Annotated in this window: 24 protein-coding genes; 15 read left to right on the plus strand and 9 right to left on the minus strand. The window is 59.5% G+C overall.

Annotated elements, in window-relative coordinates:
- The first annotated feature begins 11 nt into the window (after window positions 1-11).
- Both HPDFL43_RS03620 and HPDFL43_RS03625 read left to right on the plus strand, forming a co-directional pair.
- Entirely contained in the window at window positions 12-908 is an 897-nt protein-coding gene (locus tag HPDFL43_RS03620; protein ID WP_007195890.1) for a LysR family transcriptional regulator, read from the plus strand.
- 217 nt (window positions 909-1,125) lie between these two features.
- The gene (locus tag HPDFL43_RS03625; protein WP_007195891.1) at window positions 1,126-2,172 is read left to right on the plus strand and encodes a CNNM domain-containing protein; all 1,047 of its coding nucleotides are present in this window, start codon (window positions 1,126-1,128) and stop codon (window positions 2,170-2,172) included.
- Between the two features lie 257 nt (window positions 2,173-2,429).
- Here HPDFL43_RS03625 and HPDFL43_RS03630 read toward each other — a convergent pair whose 3' ends face one another.
- The 4 genes from HPDFL43_RS03630 to HPDFL43_RS03650 all read right to left on the minus strand — a co-directional run bounded on the left by HPDFL43_RS03630 (window position 2,430) and on the right by HPDFL43_RS03650 (window position 4,969).
- Complete coding sequence (locus HPDFL43_RS03630; protein WP_007195893.1) at window positions 2,430-2,840, minus strand: hypothetical protein; 411 nt, start codon at window positions 2,838-2,840, stop codon at window positions 2,430-2,432.
- 208 nt (window positions 2,841-3,048) lie between these two features.
- A complete protein-coding gene (locus tag HPDFL43_RS22410) occupies window positions 3,049-3,486 on the minus strand; it encodes a GFA family protein (protein WP_425348824.1) in 438 nt (145 codons plus the stop codon).
- Window positions 3,487-3,686: 200 nt separating this feature from the next.
- Window positions 3,687-4,385: a TIGR02453 family protein gene (locus tag HPDFL43_RS03645; RefSeq protein ID WP_007195896.1), complete on the minus strand. Its 699-nt coding sequence runs from the start codon at window positions 4,383-4,385 to the stop codon at window positions 3,687-3,689.
- Window positions 4,382-4,969: a TetR/AcrR family transcriptional regulator gene (locus HPDFL43_RS03650; protein WP_169743221.1), complete on the minus strand. Its 588-nt coding sequence runs from the start codon at window positions 4,967-4,969 to the stop codon at window positions 4,382-4,384. The genes HPDFL43_RS03645 and HPDFL43_RS03650 overlap by 4 nt, the downstream gene beginning before the upstream one ends.
- Before the next feature lie 66 nt (window positions 4,970-5,035).
- Between HPDFL43_RS03650 and HPDFL43_RS03655 the strand changes: the two genes are divergently transcribed.
- Genes HPDFL43_RS03655 through HPDFL43_RS03665 form a run of 3 tightly spaced genes read left to right on the plus strand, consistent with a single transcriptional unit; the run spans window position 5,036 to window position 5,990 of the window.
- Complete coding sequence (locus HPDFL43_RS03655) at window positions 5,036-5,374, plus strand: hypothetical protein (RefSeq protein ID WP_007195898.1); 339 nt, start codon at window positions 5,036-5,038, stop codon at window positions 5,372-5,374.
- 1 nt (window position 5,375) lies between these two features.
- On the plus strand, window positions 5,376-5,768 hold the full coding sequence (locus HPDFL43_RS21245; protein WP_007195899.1) for an MAPEG family protein: 393 nt from the start codon (window positions 5,376-5,378) through the stop codon (window positions 5,766-5,768).
- A gap of 15 nt (window positions 5,769-5,783) precedes the next feature.
- The gene (locus HPDFL43_RS03665) at window positions 5,784-5,990 is read left to right on the plus strand and encodes a hypothetical protein (protein WP_156970178.1); all 207 of its coding nucleotides are present in this window, start codon (window positions 5,784-5,786) and stop codon (window positions 5,988-5,990) included.
- A 344-nt stretch (window positions 5,991-6,334) separates the two neighbouring features.
- Here the strand turns inward: HPDFL43_RS03665 and HPDFL43_RS03670 are convergent, their stop codons facing one another.
- Window positions 6,335-7,408 (minus strand): LacI family DNA-binding transcriptional regulator, encoded by a 1,074-nt coding sequence (locus HPDFL43_RS03670; protein ID WP_007195901.1) that lies wholly within the window; start codon window positions 7,406-7,408, stop codon window positions 6,335-6,337.
- 317 nt (window positions 7,409-7,725) lie between these two features.
- Between HPDFL43_RS03670 and HPDFL43_RS03675 the strand changes: the two genes are divergently transcribed.
- The 5 genes from HPDFL43_RS03675 to HPDFL43_RS03695 all read left to right on the plus strand — a co-directional run bounded on the left by HPDFL43_RS03675 (window position 7,726) and on the right by HPDFL43_RS03695 (window position 14,375).
- Entirely contained in the window at window positions 7,726-9,075 is a 1,350-nt protein-coding gene (locus tag HPDFL43_RS03675) for an ABC transporter substrate-binding protein (RefSeq protein ID WP_007195902.1), read from the plus strand.
- Between the two features lie 96 nt (window positions 9,076-9,171).
- The gene (locus HPDFL43_RS03680) at window positions 9,172-10,413 is read left to right on the plus strand and encodes a carbohydrate ABC transporter permease (protein ID WP_007195903.1); all 1,242 of its coding nucleotides are present in this window, start codon (window positions 9,172-9,174) and stop codon (window positions 10,411-10,413) included.
- Between the two features lie 11 nt (window positions 10,414-10,424).
- Complete coding sequence (locus tag HPDFL43_RS03685) at window positions 10,425-11,567, plus strand: carbohydrate ABC transporter permease (protein WP_007195904.1); 1,143 nt, start codon at window positions 10,425-10,427, stop codon at window positions 11,565-11,567.
- Between the two features lie 10 nt (window positions 11,568-11,577).
- Complete coding sequence (gene bglA / locus HPDFL43_RS03690) at window positions 11,578-13,254, plus strand: beta-galactosidase BglA (RefSeq protein WP_007195905.1); 1,677 nt, start codon at window positions 11,578-11,580, stop codon at window positions 13,252-13,254.
- A 32-nt stretch (window positions 13,255-13,286) separates the two neighbouring features.
- A complete protein-coding gene (locus tag HPDFL43_RS03695) occupies window positions 13,287-14,375 on the plus strand; it encodes an ABC transporter ATP-binding protein (RefSeq protein WP_007195906.1) in 1,089 nt (362 codons plus the stop codon).
- 921 nt (window positions 14,376-15,296) lie between these two features.
- On the opposite strand, the gene HPDFL43_RS03700 is transcribed toward HPDFL43_RS03695, so the two are convergent.
- Entirely contained in the window at window positions 15,297-16,187 is an 891-nt protein-coding gene (locus HPDFL43_RS03700; RefSeq protein WP_245271093.1) for a LysR family transcriptional regulator, read from the minus strand.
- Between the two features lie 122 nt (window positions 16,188-16,309).
- On the opposite strand from HPDFL43_RS03700, the gene HPDFL43_RS03705 reads away from it, so the two are divergent.
- The 4 genes from HPDFL43_RS03705 to HPDFL43_RS03720 all read left to right on the plus strand — a co-directional run bounded on the left by HPDFL43_RS03705 (window position 16,310) and on the right by HPDFL43_RS03720 (window position 18,886).
- Entirely contained in the window at window positions 16,310-16,978 is a 669-nt protein-coding gene (locus tag HPDFL43_RS03705; RefSeq protein WP_007195908.1) for a DUF2306 domain-containing protein, read from the plus strand.
- 62 nt (window positions 16,979-17,040) lie between these two features.
- Window positions 17,041-17,664, plus strand: a complete 624-nt coding sequence (locus HPDFL43_RS03710; RefSeq protein WP_007195909.1) for a class I SAM-dependent methyltransferase — start codon at window positions 17,041-17,043, stop codon at window positions 17,662-17,664.
- Window positions 17,665-17,728: 64 nt separating this feature from the next.
- On the plus strand, window positions 17,729-18,127 hold the full coding sequence (locus HPDFL43_RS03715) for a DUF6326 family protein (RefSeq protein ID WP_040449590.1): 399 nt from the start codon (window positions 17,729-17,731) through the stop codon (window positions 18,125-18,127).
- Between the two features lie 96 nt (window positions 18,128-18,223).
- The gene (locus tag HPDFL43_RS03720) at window positions 18,224-18,886 is read left to right on the plus strand and encodes a methyltransferase domain-containing protein (RefSeq protein ID WP_052093151.1); all 663 of its coding nucleotides are present in this window, start codon (window positions 18,224-18,226) and stop codon (window positions 18,884-18,886) included.
- Window positions 18,887-19,081: 195 nt separating this feature from the next.
- Here the strand turns inward: HPDFL43_RS03720 and HPDFL43_RS03725 are convergent, their stop codons facing one another.
- On the minus strand, window positions 19,082-19,399 hold the full coding sequence (locus tag HPDFL43_RS03725; protein ID WP_007195912.1) for a hypothetical protein: 318 nt from the start codon (window positions 19,397-19,399) through the stop codon (window positions 19,082-19,084).
- A gap of 654 nt (window positions 19,400-20,053) precedes the next feature.
- Here HPDFL43_RS03725 and HPDFL43_RS03730 point away from each other — a divergent pair.
- Window positions 20,054-20,407, plus strand: coding sequence for a hypothetical protein (locus HPDFL43_RS03730; RefSeq protein WP_007195913.1), 354 nt, complete (start codon window positions 20,054-20,056; stop codon window positions 20,405-20,407).
- Window positions 20,408-20,458: 51 nt separating this feature from the next.
- On the opposite strand, the gene edd is transcribed toward HPDFL43_RS03730, so the two are convergent.
- Together edd and pgl are read right to left on the minus strand one after the other, a co-directional pair.
- The gene (edd, locus tag HPDFL43_RS03735; protein ID WP_007195914.1) at window positions 20,459-22,276 is read right to left on the minus strand and encodes a phosphogluconate dehydratase; all 1,818 of its coding nucleotides are present in this window, start codon (window positions 22,274-22,276) and stop codon (window positions 20,459-20,461) included.
- Window positions 22,277-22,380: 104 nt separating this feature from the next.
- Window positions 22,381-23,109, minus strand: coding sequence for a 6-phosphogluconolactonase (pgl, locus tag HPDFL43_RS03740; RefSeq protein ID WP_007195915.1), 729 nt, complete (start codon window positions 23,107-23,109; stop codon window positions 22,381-22,383).
- Window positions 23,110-23,116 lie beyond the last annotated feature (7 nt).

Raw genomic sequence — 23,116 nt, forward strand, 5'->3', positions numbered from 1 at the left:
GTGAGTTGATAATGGACACACTTCTGAGCCTGCGTGTTTTTGCCGAAGTCGCTGAACACAAAAACTTCTCTGCCGTGGCGGAGCGCCTTGGCCTCTCGCCTGCGATGACCAGCAAACACGTCAAACATGTCGAAGCGCGCGTCGGTGCGCGCCTGCTCAATCGCAACAGCCGGAACGTCAGTCTGACCGAGGCTGGCGCGCAGTACCTGCAAACGATCCGCCCTTTGCTTGACGAGCTAGCCAAAGCCGAAGCGCAATTGATCTCAAACAGTCTTTCGCCGCGCGGTACGCTCAGAATGTCGATGCCTGTCTGGATGTCCAATCCGGCCTTTGCGAAACTATTGACCGCCTATCATCAGCTAAACCCGCATGTGACTTTTGATGTCGACTTAAGTGGCCGCAAGATAAGCATGGTTGAAGAGGGTGTCGATCTGGCACTGCGTGTTGCGTTTAAGTTGGATGAGGGCTTGATCGCGCGAAAACTGGCAGATGTTACGTTTCAACTGGTAGCTGCCCCTGCTTTTCTGGATAACTTTGGCCGTCCCAAAACCACCGGTGATCTCAACAACGCGCCTATGCTTGCTTATGATCAGGTAGCTGCGGACGGCCGGATCAAGTTCGGCGGTGAAGACGGGGTAGATGTCAAACTCAGGCCAATCTTGGTGAGCGCCAACGAGAGCATTCTCCATCAAGCGGCTGTTGCTGGCATGGGCTTTGCCATGCTTCCGAACTGGGCCGCTCAGGACGATATAGAAGACGGCAGACTTGAAGCCGTACTGCCGATGATCGCGTGGCCGAAATTACATATTCAGGCCATCTATGCTGATCGCAGCTATCTGCCTGCGAAGGTGAGAAGTTTTCTGGATTTCTTGGCCGGACCCGATGGATTTTCCAGCATCTTGAAGTAGCCTATCGAAGGCCAGATGTGTGACTGAGAGGGTCCAGTTTGTTTGGTGTACTCTACATCGTCCTGCATAGCGGACCTTGGCGCAGCCCGCAGCGAAAGACTGCTCCCCGCCCTTTGCAGCCAGCCAACCCACGCCCCCACCCCCTGCAATCCTTGGCATCTCGCGCAAGGTGCGATAACACCCTCAGCGACGGAAAGAGAACGCCAGGGACCCCGCGATGACATTGCTGATTATCTTCGTGCTGCTTGCCATCGGGGTGTCGTTTCTGTGCTCGATCCTCGAGGCAGTGCTGCTGTCGATCACGCCGTCCTTTGTCGAAGGTGCCGAGGAAGAGCGGCCGGGTCTTGCCAAACAACTCAGGACCTTGCGGGCGGATATCGAACGCCCTCTTGCCGCCATCCTGTCGCTCAACACCATTGCCCACACCGTCGGCGCCACCGGCGCCGGTGCGCAGGCCGCACTGGTGTTTGACGACACCGGCGTCGGCATCTTTTCCGCCGCCTTGACGCTTGCCATTCTCATTCTCTCCGAAATCATTCCCAAGACGCTCGGCGCCACCTACTGGCGCGCCCTGGCGCCGTTTGCGGTCCGGGTCTTGCCCTGGCTGATCATCATCCAGCTGCCCCTGGTGTGGATGAGCCAGGCGCTGACGCGGCTGTTGACGGGTGGCGACCGCCACGCGGAAGTCTCGCGCCAGGAGATCACGGCGCTGACCACCGCGGGCCAGCGCCTCGGTGTCGTGGCGGAAGACGAGACGCGCGTTGTCACCAACCTGTTCCGCCTGTCGGAAATCGAAGCCAGCGAGATCATGACGCCGCGCACGGTCATCCAGCATCTTGGCGCGGAGGAGACCGTCGGTTCCGTTGTGAAGGACCGGGATACCTTCCCGGTCTCCCGCTTCATCGTCACCGGCGAAAACATCGATGACGTGAAGGGCTTTGTGCTCACCCGCGATCTTCTTCTGGCCGGTTTGCGCGATGGCAGGGACAAGACCGTTTCCGATTTCACCCGCGACATTCAGCGCATCCCGGAAGAGACGGACCTCGACAAGCTGTTCGATCTGTTGATGGAAAACGAGGCGCATATAGCCCTCATCGAAGATGAATATGGCGGCACATCCGGCCTCGTGACCATGGAAGATGTCATCGAAACCCTGCTCGGCACCGAGATCGTTGACGAGAGCGATGAAGCCGAGGATTTGCAAAGAGTGGCCAAACTCCGCGCCATCCGCCAGCGCAACGCGCGGGGCAAGCCGGAGAGCTGACGCGCGGCAGGACTGTCGTTGGTTGGCTCAGGTGGTCCGGCGCTTTGTGCGCATTTCCACCGCACGAAAACCTCATGATGACCAGCCGTTTGCGCAAGATGCTGCGAATGCAATCCTGCGGCGAAGTTGATCGGCTTCCCCCCAAACTGACCAACGAGCTTTGGTGCTTTTGCCCTGAGTGGACTTTCATTCTCGGCGCGGCGAACGACGGATCAGAACTCTCCTGAGACATCGGAGCGAAGGGCCCAGCCTGTGGATCAGTTGAACCGCATCCCCGTGAACGACCAGGTCAGCGCGGCCGATACCCCGAGCCCCACCACCACCATCACGGCCAGCACGCGCTTGCCCAGCCCGTCTGGTAGGGGCCAGGACAGCAAGGCCGCCGACACGGCTGCAAGGGCCAGGATCTGCCAAGCATACCATTCGGTCGCATATACCAACGCACGAAAGGCACTGATCAGTGCGCCCGATTCTTCGTCTGGATGGGGCAGTCCCAGACCGATATCATAGAGAAGCTCGCGCGAGTGGGCCACTGCCACCAGCACCAGCGCTGCCAGAGCCAGTGACGCGCGCAAAAGCCGCCGGCGCAACAGCCAGATCAGGATTGCCATCGCCGGGACAAGGATCCATGGCAGGAACAAAGTGATAAGTGCCACGACACCGAACATACGACTTTCCTCTCAACTGACCGCCAGTTTGCGTGGGTGCCAGGCGGGAAGGCGGCAAGGAAATCGCCCGCGTGCGCAAGATGCTGCGAATGCAATCCCGCAACGAAGCTGATCGGCTTCCCACCCAGAGCTGCCTGATCACCGGCTGTGCTTTCGGCCTGAACGTCAGCTTGCGACTGATACCAAAAAAACAGCACCATTGGCAAAATTAGCCAGGCAATCCATCTGATTTTGGGAGACTGGGGTCCATTTGATCCCAAGGCTGCGCGCTCTGCACGTAAATGTCACGGCTCGGGGCGTACCAGCTCGGATCGTCCAGACTTCCCGCGAACAGGATCATTGCTCCCTCACTTGCCTTGTTGATCAGAAACAGCGGTGACCCGCATTCACAGCAGAAGCCGCGAAGCATTGCATGTCCGCGATCTGCCCGGCGCTCGAACCATTTTGGATCCCCTCTTTCGAGCTTGAAATCCGACTGTTTCACCAGAACTGCCGGAAAATAGGCACTTCCAGTCGCCTGCTGACAATCACGGCAATGGCAATTGCCCATGTAGCGGGCGACACCTTCGGACTTGTATCGGATTGCTCCACACGCACACCCACCGGTGAACTGCTTTGGCAACATAACCGTTCCTCCTCGGCTCATTTTAGGAAGAAGATCCGGTTTCGCAACAACGTTGTTTTGATACGAGCCTATGGTGGGAGAGCGGCCATCGGATCTTTATCAGCAAAGGGCTGGTTTGTTCGCTTGGCTGCCCTTGTCAGACCTTGCAGCAGTGGTCCGGTTCCCACCCATTCCGCCCGCGGGCACAAGATGCCGCGAATGCAATCCGGCAACGGAGCCGGTCAGTTTCCCCGAACCTTGCTCTCGTCGCCGCCGGCAGCCCTGCAAAGCCAGTTGTTGAGGCTTGCAGCACTTTCAAGGAACTGCTGCATGAAGGGCCGGTCACAAAGGCGATCGGGCGGGTGACGGGAGCCATGCGTTTTCGCCACCAGACCTTTGCGTTTCACCAATGCTTCATGGTGTGGCGCGACGTCTGTGCCGGGCGGAACCTTTTTGAGGGTTTCATCCGTCAAGGCACATCCACAGGCTTCAAGCTGGCTCAGAATGGAAAGAAGCTCGTCGGCCTTTCCGGCATTTTGCGAAACGCATTGCCGATACCGCTCCAGTTCCTGTTTTCCAAAGGCGAACTGGCCCGCGCCAAAGCCGGTGTGGTCTGGGTGAAGCACGATATGGATTGCCGGCGATCGGCTGGGATGGCCGCCAGTCCAGAAAACCATGTGCAAGCGGGGATCAAAGGGCGTCTTGTCCTTTGAAAACCGGATGTCCCTGTGCAGCCGGCGAATGGATCCGTTGACCTTTGGCACAGCCTTGTGATGCGGCGAAAGCCCGGACATCGGTGACGCCATTGCTTCGACGAACCTCTGCGCCGGCCCAAACCATTCCCTCTCGTACCGGTCACGGTTGGCGTCGAACCAAGTGCGGGTGTTGGTGTCCCGCAGATCGGCGAGGAATTGACAGGTTGTCCTGGGGAAATCACTCATGCCGGGGCCTCTGCCGGTTTCGGCAAAAGAGCAAGAAAGGCCGAATGCGCACCGTTTAGGATCTCGGACCGCAAGTCCGGGTCTGCCGAGGCCTGTGCATTTCTCACAGCCGCCGTTGCAAGCACAAGGGCTGGCAAATAGTGCTTTGCCGGGTGGTCTTGGCCAAGTGCCATGGCTGCGCAGGTGTCCTGCATGGCCTGATCAAAACCTGCCTTCACCTCGGGACCGGCCCGTACAACATCGCCTATGAGCGCGGCAAGTGAACAACCGGAAAACACTTCTTCCAGATTGTCGGGTCCCAAATATCCTTCAAAGATAGTGCACATCTCGCAATAGAGTGTCCTTGCGTCGGCTCCGCCTCTTTCCTCAAGCATCCTCAGCAGCGGATGTTCATGCCGGACAACATCGGCAAACAGGGCCTGCTTGCTTTTGTAATGCGCATAAAACGCACCGCGCGTCAGTCCGGATTGCTTCATCACCGCATCAAGGTTCACGGCGTCATAGCCGTGCGCCCGAAAGGCCTTCGCCGCGCCGGATCGTATTTTCTCAACCAGCCTTTGTTTGTCGTCGGGTTTCAAGCGCATCATTTTATCAATGTTGACTAACATATATAAATACCATACTCATGCTGCGGCTCAAGAGAAAATGTCATGGACGACAGGCTCAAAACCGAATGGTACAAGCTGGTTCGGGCCATGATGGCGGCGCATTCCGACATTGAAAGCGGGCGCATGATGTCTGCCGATGCGCTGCTGTGCAGGGGAAAGGTGTTTGTCTTTTTCTCGACCAAGGGCGGCGGCATCGGGCTTGGCGCACGTGTCGGCCGCGAGGCTGATGTCAGCATGTTGGGTCTGTCTCATTGGCAGCATCTGGCGCCGTTCAAGACAAAGCCGCCGATGAAGGATTGGATCGTCGTTGGCGAGGCCGATCAGGCGCAATGGCGCAAAGTCGCAGACCATTGCTACAAGAAAGCTCTGAAGAGGACCTAGAATGACAGCGGTAACAATTACACCGATCTACGCGGCGGCGATTGCACTGCTCATGGCGGCGCTGTCAACGTGGACGGGAGTCATGCGCGGGAAAACCGGGGTGGCCCTGGGGGATGGCGGCAACGCTGCGATGGCCCTGGCCATAAGGCGGTTCGGCAATCTGTCGGAATATGCGGCAGTCGCAATCCTCTTGTTGCTGCTGATGGAGCTTCGGGGAATAGAGGATCATCTGCTCCATGCCTACGGCATCGTATTGGTGCTGCTGAGGCTCATTCACCCGATTGTCCTGTTCGACGATACGAACGCACCCGCTTGGAAGAAGGCCGGGCGATTTGTATCGGCCGCCGGAACTGCTGCACTTCTGATTATCGGTGCGGTGACCCTGATTATGTAGGTGATGGAAAAGCGGATGGCACCCTGGTTGAAGTTCCTGATCCCCTTTGCATCCGCCCTGGCCGGACTGGCAGTCTGGGTTGCACTTGGCGGCCTCTGGGGCGTTGCCCTGTTCATCATTTTCTTTCTGTCCGGAAGCATTGCCGGGGCGATCATCTTCAAGCGGATTGCCACGCCAAAACAGATCCGGGAAGACCTGGAAGCGCGGCTGAAGAACGATTGAAAACCGAAAGGCCCTCTGCAATGAAACCCGGTGCTTTTTCGATCAGTCTCGCTGTGTAAAAACAAGGCTGCCGGCCTGAGGCTAGACAAGAACTGTGGTCCCGAGGGCTTGGGGCCTGTGCATACTCGCCTCACAGATCCGGACGGAAACCGGTTTCTGATCGACCAGCATTGTGAATGAGCATCACTGTCTCGCCTTGGCTTGATTTGAACACGGCAATGAAGCAGTCATCGGATTGTTCCTCTCAGGCGCAAGCTTAGTTCGCACAACAGGCCTTGATCATGGTGCAGCAAAAACCTGCATCCAGCCCATTCCGGCCAAGCTTTGCCGTCTCGCCGAGCCCGCTACTCCGCTGCTTGCGGTGATCTGCTGCGGACCGGTTTCCGCTCCGCCGGCGCGGGGCCGGTCGAGGCCCGCACGATCAGTTCCACCGGCCAGATTTCCTGCACCGGTTCGCGCTCTACGCCGGAGATGATGTCGACGAGGCGAGCGCAGATGCGTGCGCCCGCCGCCCGGATCGAGGAGCGCGTGGTGGTCTGCTGCACCGAAAAGCTTTCCGGTTTCAAAAACGGGAACACGTCGTCATGGGAGATCACCGAGACGTCATCGGGCATTCGCAGCCCCAGCTGGTTGAGCGCGCGAACGATCCCCAGCGTGGTGAACATCGAGGCGCTGAGGATGCCGGTTGGCCGCGTGCTGGCATCGCAGCCGGCAAACAGGGACATCGTCAGATTGTAGCCGTTCTCCTCATTCATCGCAGCCGAATGGGCGACCAGTGCGTCCGGCGTCAGCCCGAAGGCTGTCATCGCCCGTTTGACACCGTTGAGCCGGTGCACGGCAAAGCTGAAATCCGTATCGCCATTGATGAAGGCCAGCCGCCGGTGGCCCAGTTGCAGCAGCAGCCGCGTCGCGTCGTGAAACGCGCCTTCATTGTCGATGTCCATGAAGGCGTAGCCATCGGCCGGTTTCAGTGCCCGGCCATGGGCCAGAAACGGAACGCCCAGTTTCTTCATCAGCGCAATGCGCTGGTCATCATTGCGCATCGAGGAGAGATAGACCCCGTCCACCGAACGGCTCGCCGCGATCCGCCCATAGGCTTCGGTCTCGCGCTCATAGGGGGCAGGGGTCAGCGACAGGTCGATCTCATGCGACAGCGCATGTTCGCCCAGGCCTGACAGGAATTCGACAAAATGCGGGTCCAGATCGACATTGCGGCCCACCGGCAGCACATAACCGATCGAGCCGGCCTTGCCGGTTGCCAGCTTGCGCGCATTCGAATTGGGTTTGTAGCCGTGGCTTTGCGCGGCCTCGAGCACCCGCAGACGTGTTTTCTCATTGACTTCGGGATAGCCGTTGAGGGCACGGCTGATCGTCGTCTGGGAAAGATCCAGCAGTTGGGAGAGTTGTTTAAGGTTCACAGCAAACCGCCCGGGTCCTTCAAAGCGCTTTGAAAATTTCCGCTCAACATCACTCCTCCTCGCAAGCCAAGTCCATAGCAAATCAAAGGTTTCCCCCCAAAAAAAGCCTGAAAATTTGATTTTGCAGCGCGAAAATCACTTCGCAGTGCAGCAAATCCGGGAATTTTGTCTCTGTTCGCGACTTTTGCGCTTGACTCAGGCAGGCACACGTAATCCTCTGGAAGCAAGCCAAAGCGCTTTGGGAAAGCCGAGGCACCGGCGATGAAAATGCATTCAGCTTCATGAGAAGGCCGGAAATGGCCGGGAGGAGAAATTCGATGAAAAAGATGCTTCTGCTAAGCGCCGCAGCCGCTGCGCTGACCATGGGAACGGCGTTTGCCGCCGATCTCAAGTTCACGCCCGGCGAGGGGGATTTCAACTGGGAGAGCTATGAAGCCCTCAAGGCCCTCCAGCTCGATGGTGAGGAAGTCACCGTATTCGGCCCATGGCTCGGGCCGGACCAGGAATTCGCCGAGTCGGTGCTGGCCTATTTCGCCGAAGCCACCGGCGCGGACGTGAAATATGTCGGCTCCGACAGCTTCGAGCAGCAGATCATGATCGATGCGGAAGCCGGCTCGGCTCCGAACATTGCTGTCTTCCCGCAGCCCGGCCTCGCCGCCGACATGGCCAGGCGCGGCTTCCTGTCGCCATTGCCTGAAGGCACCGGTGACTGGGTCAGGGAAAACTACGCTGCCGGCCAGTCCTGGGTCGATCTGGGCACCTATGCCGGCCAGGACGGTTCGGACAATCTCTACGGCTTTTTCTACAAGGTCGATGTGAAGTCGCTGGTCTGGTACATTCCGGAGAACTTTGAGGATGCGGGTTATGAAATTCCCCAATCCATGGAAGAGCTCAAGGCGCTGACCGAACAGATTGTCGCCGATGGCGATACGCCCTGGTGCATTGGCCTGGGATCGGGGGGTGCCACCGGCTGGCCGGCGACCGACTGGGTCGAAGACATGATGCTGCGCACCCAGACCCCGGATGTCTACGACAAATGGGTCTCCAACGAGGTCAAGTTCACCGACCCGGCCGTCATCGGCGCGATTGAGGAATTCGGCTGGTTCGCCCGCAATGACGCCTTTGTCGCCGGCGGTGCAGGCGCGGTCGCCACCACCGATTTCCGCGACAGCCCGAAGGGTCTCTTCTCCTCGCCGCCGCAGTGCTACATGCACCACCAGGCTTCCTTCATCCCCGCCTTCTTCCCCGAAGGCACCCAGGTTGGCACCGATGCGGATTTCTTCTACATGCCCGCCTATGAAGGCAAGGATCTCGGCAAGCCGGTTCTCGGTGCAGGCACATTGTGGGCCATCACCAATGACAGCCCCGGCGCCCAGGCGCTGATCGAGTTCCTCAAGTCGCCGATCGCGCATGAGGTCTGGATGGCACAGAAGGGCTTCCTGACTCCTCACAAGGGCGTCAACACGGCCCTGTTCAGCGACCCGACCCTCAAGAAGATGAATGACGTGCTGCTCGGCGCGACCACGTTCCGCTTCGACGGCTCCGACCTGATGCCAGGCGGCGTTGGCGCCGGCTCCTTCTGGACCGGTATGGTCGATTACACCGGCGGCCGGTCTGCCGAAGATGTGGCCGACTCTATCCAGAAATCCTGGGACTCGCTCAAATAGGCGGACAGCTCTTGCAAATCGGGAGGTCCCGGCAATTGGCCGGGATCTCCATTTGAACGGTCTTTCGGGGTCAAACGGACTTTTGGGGAGGGTAGGATGCATCCGGCAATTCAGGGTATTATCACCATCATCGTCGGCGTCGGCGGATGCATTGGATATTTCTATTTTTCCAATCAGTTCCTCGACAAGGTCCTCTTCCCCGCCACCGGCAAGAATGCCGGACGCAACATCAACCGGGCCAATCAGATAAGGCCCTGGCTGTTTCTGTTTCCCGCACTTTTCGCGCTCGGCCTCTATCTCGCCTATCCGGTGTTCGCCACGCTGTGGCTGTCGGTCACCGACCGTGATGCCGGTGGCGCCTTTGTCGGCCTCGCCAATTACTCCAAGATGTTCGGCGACGTGAAATTCTGGGAAGCCGTGAGCAACAACATGCTCTGGCTGATCATCGTGCCGGCCTTCTCAACCGGCTTCGGCCTGCTTGCGGCTCAGCTCACCGACCGCATCGGCTGGGGCGGCATCGCCAAATCGCTGATTTTCATGCCGATGGCGATTTCCTTTGTCGGCGCCGCGGTCATCTGGAAGCTGGTCTACGACACCCGTCCCGCTGATCAGGATCAGATCGGCGTGCTCAATGCGGTCTGGCTGAGCTTCGGGGAGGGGTCCTTTTCAACGCTCATTCTGAAGATCCTACCTCTGCTTCTGCTGGCCGTCTTCATCCTCGCCATTGCCTATGCCATCTACCAGACACTGCGGCCGCTGCTCGGGCGGGAGAAAGGCCATGGCGAGTCCCACTGGTGGGGACTGCTGCTGCAGATCGTCGGCGCCATTATCGGCGCCTGGCTGATCTGGCAGACACTGGGCGCGATCCTGTCGCTGATCTCCGCCACGCTGCCCTATGGCGAACCCCAGACCTGGCTGACGATCCCGTTCTGGAATTCCATCTTCCTGATGACCGTGCTGATCTGGATCCAGACCGGCTTTGCCATGGTGATCCTGTCGGCGGCCCTGCGCGGCATTCCCGAAGAGACCGTCGAGGCGGCAGTCATTGACGGTGCCAACCCGTTCCAGATCTTCTTCAAGATCAAGGTGCCGCAGATCATGAGCACCATCGTGGTGGTCTGGACCACCATCACCATCGTTGTGCTCAAGGTGTTCGACATCGTCTTCGCCATGACCAACGGGCAATGGGAAACCCAGGTTCTGGCCAACTACATGTACGACAAATTGTTCCGCGCCAATGATTGGGGCGTTGGCTCCGCCAGCGCCATGATCATCATGCTGCTGGTCACCCCGATCCTGGTCTGGAATGTCTACAACGCCCGCAAAGAAACGCGCTGAGGGAGGCCGGGATGCACGCATCATCATCGAAAAAATCGCCTCTCACCTGGGCCGTCCACATATCGGTCGTGGCCCTCGTGGCGCTCTGGCTGTTCCCCACCGTCGGCCTGTTCGTGTCCTCGTTCCGCACGGCCGACCAGATCGCCAACACCGGCTGGTGGATGGCGCTGTTCACACAGGAACGTCAGGCACCGGCGATCCGCATCGCAGGCAACGAGGCGGAGATCGACGGCGAATTCGTCATTGAGGGCAGTCTGTTCGACACCACGGATGCCACCATCAGCCGCTGGGGAACCAGTTCGCGCGCGCCCGAAGCCTATGAGCCCGGCGAGGTCGTCGATCTGCGCGATGGCCAGATGCTCAGCGTCGCCGTCGATGGCGCATTCCGCCTCTCGGCGCCGCAGAGCTTCGGTGACGGCCGTCTTCCGCGTGTCTTCACCACGGCCACCACGCCGCCTGAATTCACCTTGCAGAACTACCGGTTCGTGCTGTTCGATCCGAGCAACCGCGAGGGCATGGCCAAGGCCTTCTTCAACACGCTGACAGTCACGATTCCCGCCACCGTGATCCCGATCGTGATCGCCGCCTTTGCCGCCTACGCGCTGGCCTGGATGCGGTTCCCCGGCCGGTCTCTGCTCATTGCCGCGGTTGTCGGCCTGCTGGTGGTGCCGTTGCAACTGGCTCTGATCCCGCTGCTCAAACTGCACAACGACATCGGTATCGGCAAAGGCTATCTGGGGGTGTGGCTCGCCCATACCGGCTTTGGTCTGCCGCTGGCGATCTATCTGTTGCGCAACTACATGGTCGGCCTTCCGCGCGATATCATCGAAAACGCCCGCGTTGATGGTGCCACCGACTTCCAGATTTTCGTCAAGATCATCCTGCCTTTGTCGTTTCCGGCTCTGGCCTCCTTCGCCATCTTCCAGTTCCTGTGGACCTGGAACGATCTTCTCGTCGCGCTCGTCTTCCTGATCGATGCGACAGGCGAAACCACGGTGATGACAAAGCAGATTGTCGAATTGCTGGGCACACGGGGTGGAAACTGGGAGATTCTCGCAACCTCCGCCTTCGTGTCGATTGCGGTCCCGCTGGCGGTGTTCTTCGCCATGCAGAAATATCTCGTGCGCGGCCTTCTGGCCGGGTCCGTGAAATAACGAGGCTTTTATGAAAACCATGACTCTTGCCGGCAAGCGCTCGCAACCCGGCTCCGAAATCATACCGGACGCCGATTGGTGGCGCGGCGGCGTGATCTATCAGGTCTATCCGCGGTCCTATCAGGACACCAGCGGCGACGGGATCGGCGATCTGATCGGCATTGCCGAACGGATCGGCTACATCGCCTCGCTTGGGGTTGATGCAATCTGGATTTCGCCGTTCTTCACCTCGCCGATGAAGGACTTCGGCTACGATGTGTCGGACTACACCAATGTCGAACCCATGTTCGGCACGCTTGGTGACTTCGATCATCTGGTCAAAGTCGCCCACGACCACGGCATCCGCATCATCATCGATCTGGTGCTCTCCCACTCGTCCGACCAGCATCCCTGGTTCATCGAAAGCCGCCTGGACCGCACCAATCCGAAGGCCGACTGGTATGTCTGGTCCGAGCCCAAGCCCGATGGTACCCCGCCCAACAACTGGCTGTCGATCTTCGGCGGATCTGCCTGGCAATGGGATGGCAAGCGCGAGCAGTATTACCTGCACAATTTTCTCACCTCGCAGCCGGATCTGAATTTTCACAACGCGGAAGTCCAGGATGCGCTGCTCGATGTGGTGCGCTTCTGGCTCGACCGGGGCGTCGACGGGTTCCGGCTCGACACCATCAATTTCTACTTCCACGATAAGGAACTGCGCGACAACCCGCCGCTGGCCAGGGAATTGCGCAACGACTCGATTGCCCCGGCGGTCAATCCCTACAATCACCAGCTTCACATCTACGACAAGAACCGTCCGGAAAACATCGAGTTCCTGAAGCGCTTTCGCGCCCTGCTCGATGAGTATCCCGGCACCACGGCAGTGGGCGAAGTCGGCGACGCACAAAGTGGGCTGCAGATCGTTGCCGATTACACATCCGGCACCGACAAGATGCACATGTGCTACGCCTTCGAGTTTCTCTCCAAGGCGCCGGTCACGGTTGATCGTGTCCGCACGGTCATGACCGATTTTATCACTGCCGCCCCTGAAGGTTGGGCCTGCTGGGCGTTCTCCAATCATGATGTCATCCGCCATGCCACCAGATGGGGTGACAACGTCAATGACCGTGACCGCTTCCTGCGCCTGCTTGCCGGCCTGATCCTGTCACTCCGTGGTTCGGTTTGCCTCTACCAGGGCGAGGAACTTGGGCTGACCGAAGCGGATCTGGCGTTTGAGGATCTGCAGGATCCCTACGGCATCCAGTTCTGGCCCGATTTCAAGGGGCGCGATGGCTGCCGGACTCCGATGGTCTGGTCCGAGAACGAACAGAGCGCCGGCTTCACCATCGGCCAGCCCTGGCTTCCCGTGCCCCCCGAACACCGTCATCTCGCGGTCGACGCGCAAGACCATGTTCAGGGGTCGATGCTCAACCACTACCGGCGCCTGCTGACGTTCCGCAAGGCACACCGGCCTTTGGCCAAGGGCAGTCTGGAGTTTCACGAGTCCGGTGATCAGGTGCTTTCGATGGTCCGCCGTGACGGCAATGAAGCAATTTTCTGCGCCTTCAATCTGAGCGAGGAAACCCAGATCATCGCGCGCCCGGCTGGTGAAGTCGAGCCGCTGGACGGCCATGGATTCTCCGGATTCCTGCGCGCCGATACAATTGAACTATCACCCTACGATGCTTTTTTCGCCAGGCTCGGGTGAGGCCATATCAGGCGTGAAGGGGAGGAAATGACATGGCTGGTCTGCTGTTAAAGGGCCTGAAGAAGTCCTACGGAGCCGTCGAGGTGATCCATGGTGTGGATCTGGTGATCGAACAGGGCGAATTCATCGTCTTCGTCGGCCCGTCAGGGTGCGGCAAGTCCACCCTGCTGCGGATGATCGCCGGTCTTGAGGAGATCAGCGGTGGCACGCTCGAGATCGACGGAATGGTCGTCAATGACGTGCCGCCTTCCAAGCGCGGCATTGCCATGGTGTTCCAGTCCTATGCGCTCTATCCGCACATGACGGTCTATGACAACATGGCCTTCGGCATGCGCATCGCCAAGGAGACCAATGAGGAGATCGACCGGCGGGTGCGCGCCGCCGCCGACATCCTGCAGCTTGGACCCTATCTTGATCGCCTGCCCAAGGCGCTCTCGGGTGGCCAGCGCCAGCGCGTGGCCATCGGCCGTGCCATCTGCCGCAATCCGAAGGTCTTCCTGTTCGACGAGCCGCTGTCCAACCTCGACGCCGCGCTGCGTGTTGCCACCCGGATCGAGATTTCCAAGCTCAACGAATCCATGCCCGAAACCACCATGATCTACGTGACCCATGACCAGGTCGAGGCCATGACACTGGCGGATCGCATCGTGGTGCTGTCCGGTGGTTACATCGAGCAGGTGGGCCCGCCGATGGAGCTCTATTCCAGGCCTGCCAACCTGTTCGTCGCCCAGTTCATCGGATCGCCGGCGATGAACATCATTCCTGCCACCATCGAAAAGACCGGCGACAGCGCCGCCGTTTCGCTGGCCGGTGGAAAGCAGGTCAACACAGGCATTGCAGTGCCCGCAAGCGAGAAGGGCAAGAAGGCCTCCTTCGGTGTCAGGCCCGAGGATCTCTCGATCTCGACCGGCGACGATTTCCTGTTCGAAGGCACCGTGTCTCTGGTTGAGCATCTCGGCGAGGTCACGCTGCTTTATGTCGAGGGCCTGACCGAAGGCGAGCCGATCATTTCCAAGCTCAGCGGCCACCAGACCATCGGCCGCGGCGACAAGGTGCGCTTCCAGGCCGAGCGGGAGAAGCTTCACCTGTTCGACGCTAACGGCAAGACCTACCGGAAGTAACCGGAGGATCCCGCAAGCCGTCCGGTTTGGACGCCTTCGTGAAACAGACCAGAGCGAGCCGCCTCTTCACACCAAAGCCCCGTTCTCTGCAACGGGGCTTTGGCGTTTTGACTGAATGCAGTTTGTCACCCGGTCCTGCCACAAAGTCGGAATATCCGGGATTGCCTGGGATTTGGTGGAAAAGCGCGCAATAACATCGGGCTAAAGGGCAAACGGCGGTGCAACGGCACCGATCAACTTGTCGCTCGGTCATGCACAGTTCGCGGAAATCCGCAGCCAACCGCCAGCATGCAGTACAATTTCGAGAACCCTTCAAAACGGTTGTGAGAGAGTTTTGAGAAGCCGCATAACATAATAAAAACAATGGCTATCGGACTTTCGCGCTCCCGCATAGCTACCGCTGTTTCAAGCCAAACCTGTGGCAATTTCCAAACGGGTCCGGGAAAAAGACTTCAGAGCCCAGCTCTTACAATTAGACGAGATCCGGGAAAGTCGGAAAAACAATGCGCTAGCGTTTCCGGGTTTGCGAAGTGACGGTCCGAGACGCGGCCTTGGAAGTTGGAAGCGCCGACCGCGCCATAGAGCTTGGCGGCCTTGGAAATCGTCGCTTTGTACACTGAGGAGAGCGACCGCTTCGAGTCCTGGTCGGACCCTTGTAAGCTGAAACCAGAATGGCGTTTTCGGCCCTATCCGGACCTCCGTCACCTTGTCAAATGCTGCGCCGCAGCCGCCGCATTGCTGCCATTCGTCAATCACCCAATATTTTTGATGGATCAATGTCGGCACAGTGTACAGAGCACCATTCCGCTACAAATGCGCCGCGGGCCAATTTTGTTGCATCGCGACACGCTTCACAGTCCGGGAAGAACGCGACCATTCGGGGGTGCACAAGGCTCATTAAAGTCATGGCTGCACATCCGCTCACAGATTGGTGCGGATGATCTCTGTCAGTTTTCGTGCCAGAAAATCGAACACGACCCGGATGCGACGGCTTGTTTTGAGTTCGCGATGCGTGACCAACCAAACTGGAAACTCAAGCGATGGGAGCTCCGGCAACACCTTTTCGATACCGGACGTAGCCTCACCCAGAAGCGCTGGCATAAACGTGATGCCATAGCCGGATTTGACTAGTTCCCACTGGACGATGCCGCTTTCGCTGGACATCACGAAATTTTCGCGGTGCACGGGGATACCCTTGTCACGCAGAATCGTCACCAATTGGTCGGAGTTTGGACTGCCGACAAAGGCGTGGTCCGCCAGCGCGCGCGGATTGCGCGGGCGTCCTGCTTTGTCCAGATAAACGGAAGCGGCGTATAGGTTCGCACGAAAATCGCCCAGATGCCGCGCGATCAGGTCGACTTCCGTGGGCCGGACATGACGGATCGCGATGTCGGCCTCGCGCCGCATCAGGTTCGAGATGTCGTTTGATGCAATGATCCGAAGGTGTATGCCCGGCGCTGTCTCCCGCAGGTCACCAAGCAGGCCAGGAAGGATTACCGCCGACACCAGATCGGTGGCTGAGACTGCAACTTCTCCGGTCACTTCCTGGGACTGTCCCGCTGCAACGGTGGAAATCAGCGTTGCGGTCTCCCCCATGACCCGCACGTGATCCAGAAGATCCCGCCCGGCCTCTGTCAGGGTCGGTCCCCTGACAGTGCGCTCAAACAGAGTTACGCCAAGTGCAGCCTCTAGCCCTGATATTTGGCGCCCGATAGTCGGTTGGGTCGTCTTCAGGGCGCGGGCCGCACCACTGAACGATCCTTCCTCGGCCGTCGCAAGAAAAGCCCGCACCTGATTCCAATCAAAGGACATCGACTGCCAGTTCATCCATAGACGTATAACAGATGGACGAATTTCAGCAATACACCATCCATCGGCGCATAGCTAATCTGTGCTCGGCGTCTACAGATGCACAGCAACCGAAAGGGATTTGAATGGGATCGGTAACCAGATGCGAATGGGCGCTCCTCGCGACCATTCTGCTTTATTCCTTCGTGCCGGCCTTCGGCGGTTTACTCCGGATCCTCGAACTGGCCGGTGGTCCGGCCATTGCGCCCGAAAATCCGCGTGCAATGACCGATCCCTTGCCTATCGTGCTCCATATCCTGAGCAGCTTTGTTTTCTGCATTGTCGGGGCGCTTCAATTCCTGCCAAGCCTGAGGCGGAACACTCCGGCCTTGCATCGCAGGGTTGGCCGCACAGTGGTTGTCGCGGGGCTGGCAAGCGCTTTGACCGGGCTCTGGATGACCACCCACTATACCCTTCCGGCAGAGATACAGGGGCCAGCTCTCTTTTGGGCGCGGATTGTGCTGAGCCTGTCGATGATCGGCCTGATCACATGGGCCCTGTTCGCAATCAGGTCTCGTAATCACTTAAGCCATGGCGCTGCAATGTTTCGCGCCTATGCAATTGGCCAGGGCGCGTCCACGCAGGCCGTCCTTGGCATCGGCTGGATTATCGTGACCGGGACAGAGGCGCTGGGGCCACTTCGTGACGGAATGATGATTATTGCCTGGATACTCAACCTGCTGATCGCCGAAATGTTGATAAGAAGGCTCTTGATCAATCGGGATCGCACACCTCTTGGGCTGACCGCCAGCTAAGCGAAATCCTCTGATCCCCTCTGATCCGCCGTCGATCTTTCAAGCACCAACAGGAGGCCCACATGACTGCGCAACCCTTCTGGGACCGAGTTGCCCCGAAATACTCCCGAAAGCCCATCGACGATCCTGCAGCCTATGAGAAAAAGCTGGCGCAGGTCAGCGCGCTTTTGCAAGCCACCGACCATGTGCTCGAGATCGGCTGCGGGACAGGTAGCACGGCGTTGCGGCTTGCGCCCTGTGTCGCGCATTACACTGCCACGGATGGCTCGCGCAGCATGATCGATATTGCCCGATCCAAACTGGAGCTGGACACCCCGACGAATGTCACGTTTCAACAGGCCGACGCGGTAGAAATGGTCGAAGGTCGCCCCTTCGATGCAGTATGCGCCTTTAGCCTTTTGCATCTCGTCGAGGACGTGCCGAAGGTTATCGCCATCGTTCGAAAGCAATTGAAGCCGGGCGGAATGTTCATTTCAAAATCGGTGTGCCTGAAAGACGTGCCGTTTCCAATCCGCGCCATGGTCAATGCTCTCGCATTTGTGGGGATCGCCCCGCGCGTCACATTTCTCGGCGAGGCGGAGCTTGTGCAGCATCTGCAGGATGCGGACTTCGAGATCGAGCAGAACGTGCACTTCGGCAAGAAACGGATGAGTCCATTCATTGTCGCGCGCCGATCCAATGCCTGAATCCGACCCCCAAGACGGCGCTGGGTTACCCGCACCAAGACACCTCCATAAGAAAGACGGCGCAATGCGAAAAATCGAAACGAATACTCTGCTCTCCTCCCTTTGGCTGTTCGTCCTGCTGAACATAGTTTTCCGGGACATTCATCAACTCGTTCTCAAGTCCGAGCTCGAGATGCTGCTGACCGGTACCTATAACGGCGTCGAGATCACAGAGCGGCTTATGCTGCTTGGCGGCATCATGGTCCAGGTTCCAATCGGGATGGTGTTGTTTTCCCTACTGCTCACCCGCCGCATCGGCCGTCCGATCACCTTCGTCGCGGTTCTCGTCACGGCCAGCGGGCTTTTATCGGCCGCACCAACTGACATGGACGACATGCTTCACCTTGTCATTGAACTCGCGGCAATGGCGGCCATCGCGTGGACTGCATGGACTTGGCCGAAACGCGATATGTCCCACCCATAAGCTGTCTGCTGCTCCAAGCTCTCGTCGTCATCCAACAATGAGTATGCGGGTAGTGCGAGCCCAACGAACGCCCTGCACGAAATCAGGAATAACCATATGTCTCTACAGCGCCCTCCACGCGACCTGGCCGATCACTATGATAGGCTGGCGCCCGATTATGACAGGCTTCACCGCCGCTGGTTGCGGCATGCTGGTGGCGAGGCGCAGGCCGCGCTAGAGGCTATGGTGAGGGCACTGGCAACCTCGAAAAGCGATTTGCTTGATGCCGGTTGTGGCACTGGTGCCTTGGCCCGCGCCCTGATCGCAGAAGGCATGTCGGCGGCGGGCATGACGCTTCTCGATCCGTCGGACGCGATGTTGGCGCGTTGCGTCGACATCCCGGCGGCTAAGGTCAAGGGGCGGCTTGAATCCCTTCCTTTCGATGATGAAACATTTGACATCGTGACCTGCGCCTGGGCGCTGGAAACCGTTCCTGATCCAAACGTTGCTTTAATGGAACTTTGCCGGGTGGTTCGCCGTGGCGGTGTGCTTTGCCTAGCGTTTTGCGCGGATATGCCGGTAAGCGGCCTTGCCGACCGTTTGATGCGCCGTGCCCTGTTGTGGCGCGGCACTGGTCAGCTCCTTTCGCGTGAACACGTGATCCACGCGATAAGCAGTTTAGGCGAGTTCGAGGTGCGTTCAGTTCCAAGCAGGGGGCCAGCGGCGACGCTACTTGCAAGACGAATGGCCGAAATCGGCGTTGCCTCGATTTCTAGCTAAGCATGCTTTACCCCATAAGCCAGGGCACCCGCTTTGAAAAGCCTTCAAAGAGGGTTTCAGAAAATCACGTTGTGGCAAAACCGGCTGACAAATAAGGCAAAACCGCTGTAGTTTGACACTGAAGGGAGGATGGACGGAGCCGGCCGGGAGGAAACCGGCCCCGTCAGGTCTGGCACTTGGCCGCCAGGTCAGGGCTTACCTGAAGGTTGGCGAACCATCATTGCCGGCGCGGTGATAGATGATCTGGTCATTCAGTGCGCCGGTCGGATCGGACGCGCCGATGGATGCAGTGGCGGTGTAGTCGATGCTGCCACCTGCAGGGGCCTTGAACACCGGTGAGCCGTCATTGCCGGCACGGTTGTAGACGACCTGGTCGTTCTTCACGTCATTGACCGAGAGCGTGGCAGTGCCGTTCTTGGCCTGAGGCACATAGGCATCGAGTGCGGAAGATTGGGCGAATGCGCCGGTTGCGGTCGCGAGTGTCAGGCCCAGTGCGATGATGATCTTGTTCATGTTTTTATCCTTTGCGTACGTGGTCTTTGAACGATGCGGCGGTGCGGTCCGTCTCATGTTTTGCACAGATGGGCCGCGCCGTTCCGATGAGTTGAATGTGTGGATGCGCCCGATGAATTGCGAACCACATAGATGTGAACACTGCGTGCAAATGGCGAGCTTGAATTCATGATGGGCTCAACCCATGACGGAAAATAAAGCAATAAAAACAAAAAGATAAAAAGCGTGATCTCGATCTGGGGGGCACCGCTTCGTCCACGGTCAGTGTCCGCAGCGTTCACCGGGAAGCTGCTCGAACACCGCCGGAACCCCGGATTTACGCTCTTTGGCGCGGATCGATTTTTTTGGGGCTGTCGGGCCTTTTTGGAGTCCGTGTGATCGAAAATCGAGCTGTTTCTCACACCCGATCACGCGGTATGTGATCGCGGCTTACCGCAAGTGATCAAAATACGGTCGAAATCCGGGAGTCTCGGGATGGCCAGACCGGCCTCAACCTGCATTTGCTCGAAACTGCAACATGCTCAATCCCCCCATAAGCGGTGGGTTCATGGCAAATATTTTCTTAACAGTCGCCCGATACCGTGAATGCCATAAACTGGAGAAAGAGCTGTGCCTGGTAGCGAAACGCACTATCTGCATCGCGAAGAATCCTTCATGTACGATCGCGAAACGCAGTTCGTCGTGGAGGAAACCCTCAACCACGCCCGCATCGAGTACACGGAGAAGGGTATCATGCACATGGCCTCACGCCGTTGCATGCTGCTCGGCATTTCGTTCAGCACGGCCATTCTCGGGATTGTCACGGAATTCACCATTCCCGAACAGTTCTGCCTCGATATTCCCGAGGCCCGGATCGACCGGATCGGCTGCGTTCTCAAACGCATCAATGCCAACGACACCATCGAGGCGCGGTTCCTCAGGCTGTTGAGCCAACGGGACATGGACCGGATCTTCGTCTACAGCCACCACCGGGCCCATCGCGACCGCTTGCTCGACCTGAGGGCCTGACAAGCGCCCCCACGCCAGCCCGGCTTGCGAGTTGGTCAGCCTTGCCGCGCCTTAATAAAGCACGCTCGCACCCTCGTCGGCGGGACCCGCATTGTCGCGCAGCCGTGCGAACAGCTCGCGCCCTATGCCCCATTCATTCCGGCTCAGATCGGCGGTGGCCGGTTCGCGCGCGTCAAACTCATGAGCCGGGACCAGCACCTCCAGCGTGCCGGCGACCGCATCGAGCCGGATCATGTCGCCATCCCGGATCTTGGCGATCGGGCCGCCATCCTTGGCTTCCGGCGTCACGTGGATCGCCGCCGGCACCTTGCCCGAAGCGCCCGACATGCGCCCGTCGGTGACCAGCGCAATCGCCTGTCCCCGGTCCTGCAGCACGCCCAGTGACGGCGTCAGCTTGTGCAACTCCGGCATGCCGTTGGCCTTGGGTCCCTGAAACCGCACCACTGCAACGAAATCGCCGGTCAGGCTTCCGGCCTTGAAGGCGGCCTGCATCTCGTTCTGGTCGGAAAACACCCGCGCAGGGGCTTCCACCACGAAGCGTTCAGGTTTCACCGCCGAGATCTTGATCACCGCCTTGCCCATGTTTCCGGTCAGCATCTTGACGCCGCCATTGGGCTGGAACGGCTTGTCGGCAGTTGTCACCACCTTGGGGTCCCCGCTTTCCCTGGAGACCGGCACACGCTTGACCGTTCCGTTCTCGCCGAGCTTGGCTTCCACCGCATAGGCTGTCAGCCCCTTGCCCCAGACGGTGCGCACATCCTCATGCAGCATGCCTTGCGACAGAAGTTCGGCAATCAGGAAGTTGAGCCCGCCCGCCGCGTGGAAATGGTTCACATCGGCGGGACCATTGGGGTAGACCCGCGCCAGCAGCGGCACCGCGTCGGAGAGTTCGGAGATATCCTGCCAGGTCAGCACAATGCCGGCCGCCCGCGCCATCGCCACCAGATGCATGGTGTGATTGGTCGAGCCGCCAGTGGCATGCAGGCCGACCACGCCATTGACGATCGAGCGCTCGTCGATCATCTCGCCGATCGGCGTGAACTCATTGCCCAGCGCGGTGATTGCCAGCGCCCGTTTGGCCGCTTCCGTGGTCAGCGCATCTCTCAAGGGCGTGCCCGGATTGATGAAGGAAGCGCCCGGCGTGTGCAGGCCCATGATCTCCATCAGCATCTGGTTCGAGTTGGCGGTGCCATAGAAGGTGCAGGTGCCGGGACCGTGATAGGATTTCGATTCCGAGTCCAGCAATTCGGCGCGCCCGATCTTGCCCTCGGCATAGAGCTGGCGGATCCGGGTCTTCTCGTCATTGGACAGCCCGGTGGTCATCGGCCCGGCGGGAATGAACACCGTTGGCAGATGCCCGAATGTCAGTGCCGCGATCAGCAGCCCCGGCACGATCTTGTCGCAGACGCCCAGATAGACAGCCGCATCGAACATGTTGTGCGACAGCCCGACGGCTGCCGCCATGGCGATCACGTCGCGTGAGAAAAGCGACAGCTCCATGCCCGGCTGGCCCTGGGTGACGCCATCACACATGGCCGGCACGCCGCCCGCCACTTGCGCCACGCCACCGGCTTCGCGCGCTGCCTTGCGGATCAGTTCCGGATAGGTCTCGAATGGCTGGTGCGCCGAGAGCATGTCATTATAGGCGGTGATGATGCCCAGATTGGGCACCACATCGGCGGAAAGATTTGCCTTGTCCGTTGGCCCGCAGGCGGCAAATCCATGCGCGAGGTTGCCGCAGGAGAGGGTCGAGCGGTGCGGCCCCTGCGAGGCGGCATGGCTCAGACGCTCCAGATAGGTCTCGCGGCTCGGCTTGGAGCGTTCGATGATCCGGGCTGTGACGGCGGCAATGCTGGGGGCGACGGTCATGGCTGGCATCCTTTTCGTGTGTGTGGCTCAGGTTTCCGGCCTTGGAATTGTGATCCGGGGACTTCGGCTCAGCCGCTGGCCCGATGCTCAAAGCGTCCCTTTGCTCAGGGCGCCCAGTAAATCTCAAGCGGCTTGCGGGCGCCGCGCAGCACCGCGCGCACCGGCATGTCGTCAGCTGGACCCGGCTCAAGCGCCTTTTCGAGAACCGCCTGTTTCTCCGCCCCTTCTATATGGAGCAGCAGCAGCCCGGCTTCCACGATCCTGGGCAGCGTCAGCGTCAGCCGTGGTTCGCCCGCGCCGGGCGCCTCGATGGCGATCACGCTGTGCGGGCAGGCGGGGTCGGTCGCAAGATCGAGCGTGGACCCGTTCGGAAAGAACGATGCGGTGTGCCCGTCCGTTCCCATCCCGAGGATCGCGACATCAAGCGGCAAGCCAAGCCCGTCAATCCGCGCAGCGGCAGTTCTGGCTGCCTGATCCGCATCAGCCGCGTCGGAGTAAAGCGGCACGAAGCGCGCCTTGGCAGCGAGGTGCGTGAGCAGATATTCGCTTGCCAGCCTGTGGTTCGACCGCTCGTGATCCGCTGGCACCAGGCGCTCGTCAATCAGGGTTATGGTGACCCGGTCCCAATCGACCGGCTGCTGCGAAAGCGCTTCGAAAAACCGTTTCGGCGTGGAGCCGCCCGACACCGCCAGCGTCGCCTTGCCGCGTGCCGCAATCGCCTCGGCCAGCGCCCCCGCCACGGTCCCGGCGAGCGCCTTGGCCAGCTCCGCGCCATTGGCGAAATCGTTGCGGTTGATTGCCGGGGTGGGCCGTTCCGCTTCAGTCGCTTTCATGACCCCC

The organism is Hoeflea phototrophica DFL-43 (assembly GCF_000154705.2).
GTDB lineage: Bacteria > Pseudomonadota > Alphaproteobacteria > Rhizobiales > Rhizobiaceae > Hoeflea > Hoeflea phototrophica.

What these genes read in the sequence shown, in the direction of transcription:
- HPDFL43_RS03620 (WP_007195890.1), top strand. Translation starts at nt 12, where the DNA reads ATGGACACACTTCTGAGCCTGCGTGTTTTTGCCGAAGTCGCTGAACAC.
- HPDFL43_RS03625 (WP_007195891.1), top strand. Translation starts at nt 1,126, where the DNA reads ATGACATTGCTGATTATCTTCGTGCTGCTTGCCATCGGGGTGTCGTTT.
- HPDFL43_RS03630 (WP_007195893.1), bottom strand. Translation starts at nt 2,840, where the DNA reads ATGTTCGGTGTCGTGGCACTTATCACTTTGTTCCTGCCATGGATCCTT.
- HPDFL43_RS22410 (WP_425348824.1), bottom strand. Translation starts at nt 3,486, where the DNA reads ATGAGCCGAGGAGGAACGGTTATGTTGCCAAAGCAGTTCACCGGTGGG.
- HPDFL43_RS03645 (WP_007195896.1), bottom strand. Translation starts at nt 4,385, where the DNA reads ATGAGTGATTTCCCCAGGACAACCTGTCAATTCCTCGCCGATCTGCGG.
- HPDFL43_RS03650 (WP_169743221.1), bottom strand. Translation starts at nt 4,969, where the DNA reads ATGCGCTTGAAACCCGACGACAAACAAAGGCTGGTTGAGAAAATACGA.
- HPDFL43_RS03655 (WP_007195898.1), top strand. Translation starts at nt 5,036, where the DNA reads ATGGACGACAGGCTCAAAACCGAATGGTACAAGCTGGTTCGGGCCATG.
- HPDFL43_RS21245 (WP_007195899.1), top strand. Translation starts at nt 5,376, where the DNA reads ATGACAGCGGTAACAATTACACCGATCTACGCGGCGGCGATTGCACTG.
- HPDFL43_RS03665 (WP_156970178.1), top strand. Translation starts at nt 5,784, where the DNA reads ATGGCACCCTGGTTGAAGTTCCTGATCCCCTTTGCATCCGCCCTGGCC.
- HPDFL43_RS03675 (WP_007195902.1), top strand. Translation starts at nt 7,726, where the DNA reads ATGAAAAAGATGCTTCTGCTAAGCGCCGCAGCCGCTGCGCTGACCATG.
- HPDFL43_RS03680 (WP_007195903.1), top strand. Translation starts at nt 9,172, where the DNA reads ATGCATCCGGCAATTCAGGGTATTATCACCATCATCGTCGGCGTCGGC.
- HPDFL43_RS03685 (WP_007195904.1), top strand. Translation starts at nt 10,425, where the DNA reads ATGCACGCATCATCATCGAAAAAATCGCCTCTCACCTGGGCCGTCCAC.
- bglA (WP_007195905.1), top strand. Translation starts at nt 11,578, where the DNA reads ATGAAAACCATGACTCTTGCCGGCAAGCGCTCGCAACCCGGCTCCGAA.
- HPDFL43_RS03695 (WP_007195906.1), top strand. Translation starts at nt 13,287, where the DNA reads ATGGCTGGTCTGCTGTTAAAGGGCCTGAAGAAGTCCTACGGAGCCGTC.
- HPDFL43_RS03700 (WP_245271093.1), bottom strand. Translation starts at nt 16,187, where the DNA reads ATGTCCTTTGATTGGAATCAGGTGCGGGCTTTTCTTGCGACGGCCGAG.
- HPDFL43_RS03705 (WP_007195908.1), top strand. Translation starts at nt 16,310, where the DNA reads ATGGGATCGGTAACCAGATGCGAATGGGCGCTCCTCGCGACCATTCTG.
- HPDFL43_RS03710 (WP_007195909.1), top strand. Translation starts at nt 17,041, where the DNA reads ATGACTGCGCAACCCTTCTGGGACCGAGTTGCCCCGAAATACTCCCGA.
- HPDFL43_RS03715 (WP_040449590.1), top strand. Translation starts at nt 17,729, where the DNA reads ATGCGAAAAATCGAAACGAATACTCTGCTCTCCTCCCTTTGGCTGTTC.
- HPDFL43_RS03720 (WP_052093151.1), top strand. Translation starts at nt 18,224, where the DNA reads ATGTCTCTACAGCGCCCTCCACGCGACCTGGCCGATCACTATGATAGG.
- HPDFL43_RS03725 (WP_007195912.1), bottom strand. Translation starts at nt 19,399, where the DNA reads ATGAACAAGATCATCATCGCACTGGGCCTGACACTCGCGACCGCAACC.
- HPDFL43_RS03730 (WP_007195913.1), top strand. Translation starts at nt 20,054, where the DNA reads ATGTACGATCGCGAAACGCAGTTCGTCGTGGAGGAAACCCTCAACCAC.
- edd (WP_007195914.1), bottom strand. Translation starts at nt 22,276, where the DNA reads ATGACCGTCGCCCCCAGCATTGCCGCCGTCACAGCCCGGATCATCGAA.
- pgl (WP_007195915.1), bottom strand. Translation starts at nt 23,109, where the DNA reads ATGAAAGCGACTGAAGCGGAACGGCCCACCCCGGCAATCAACCGCAAC.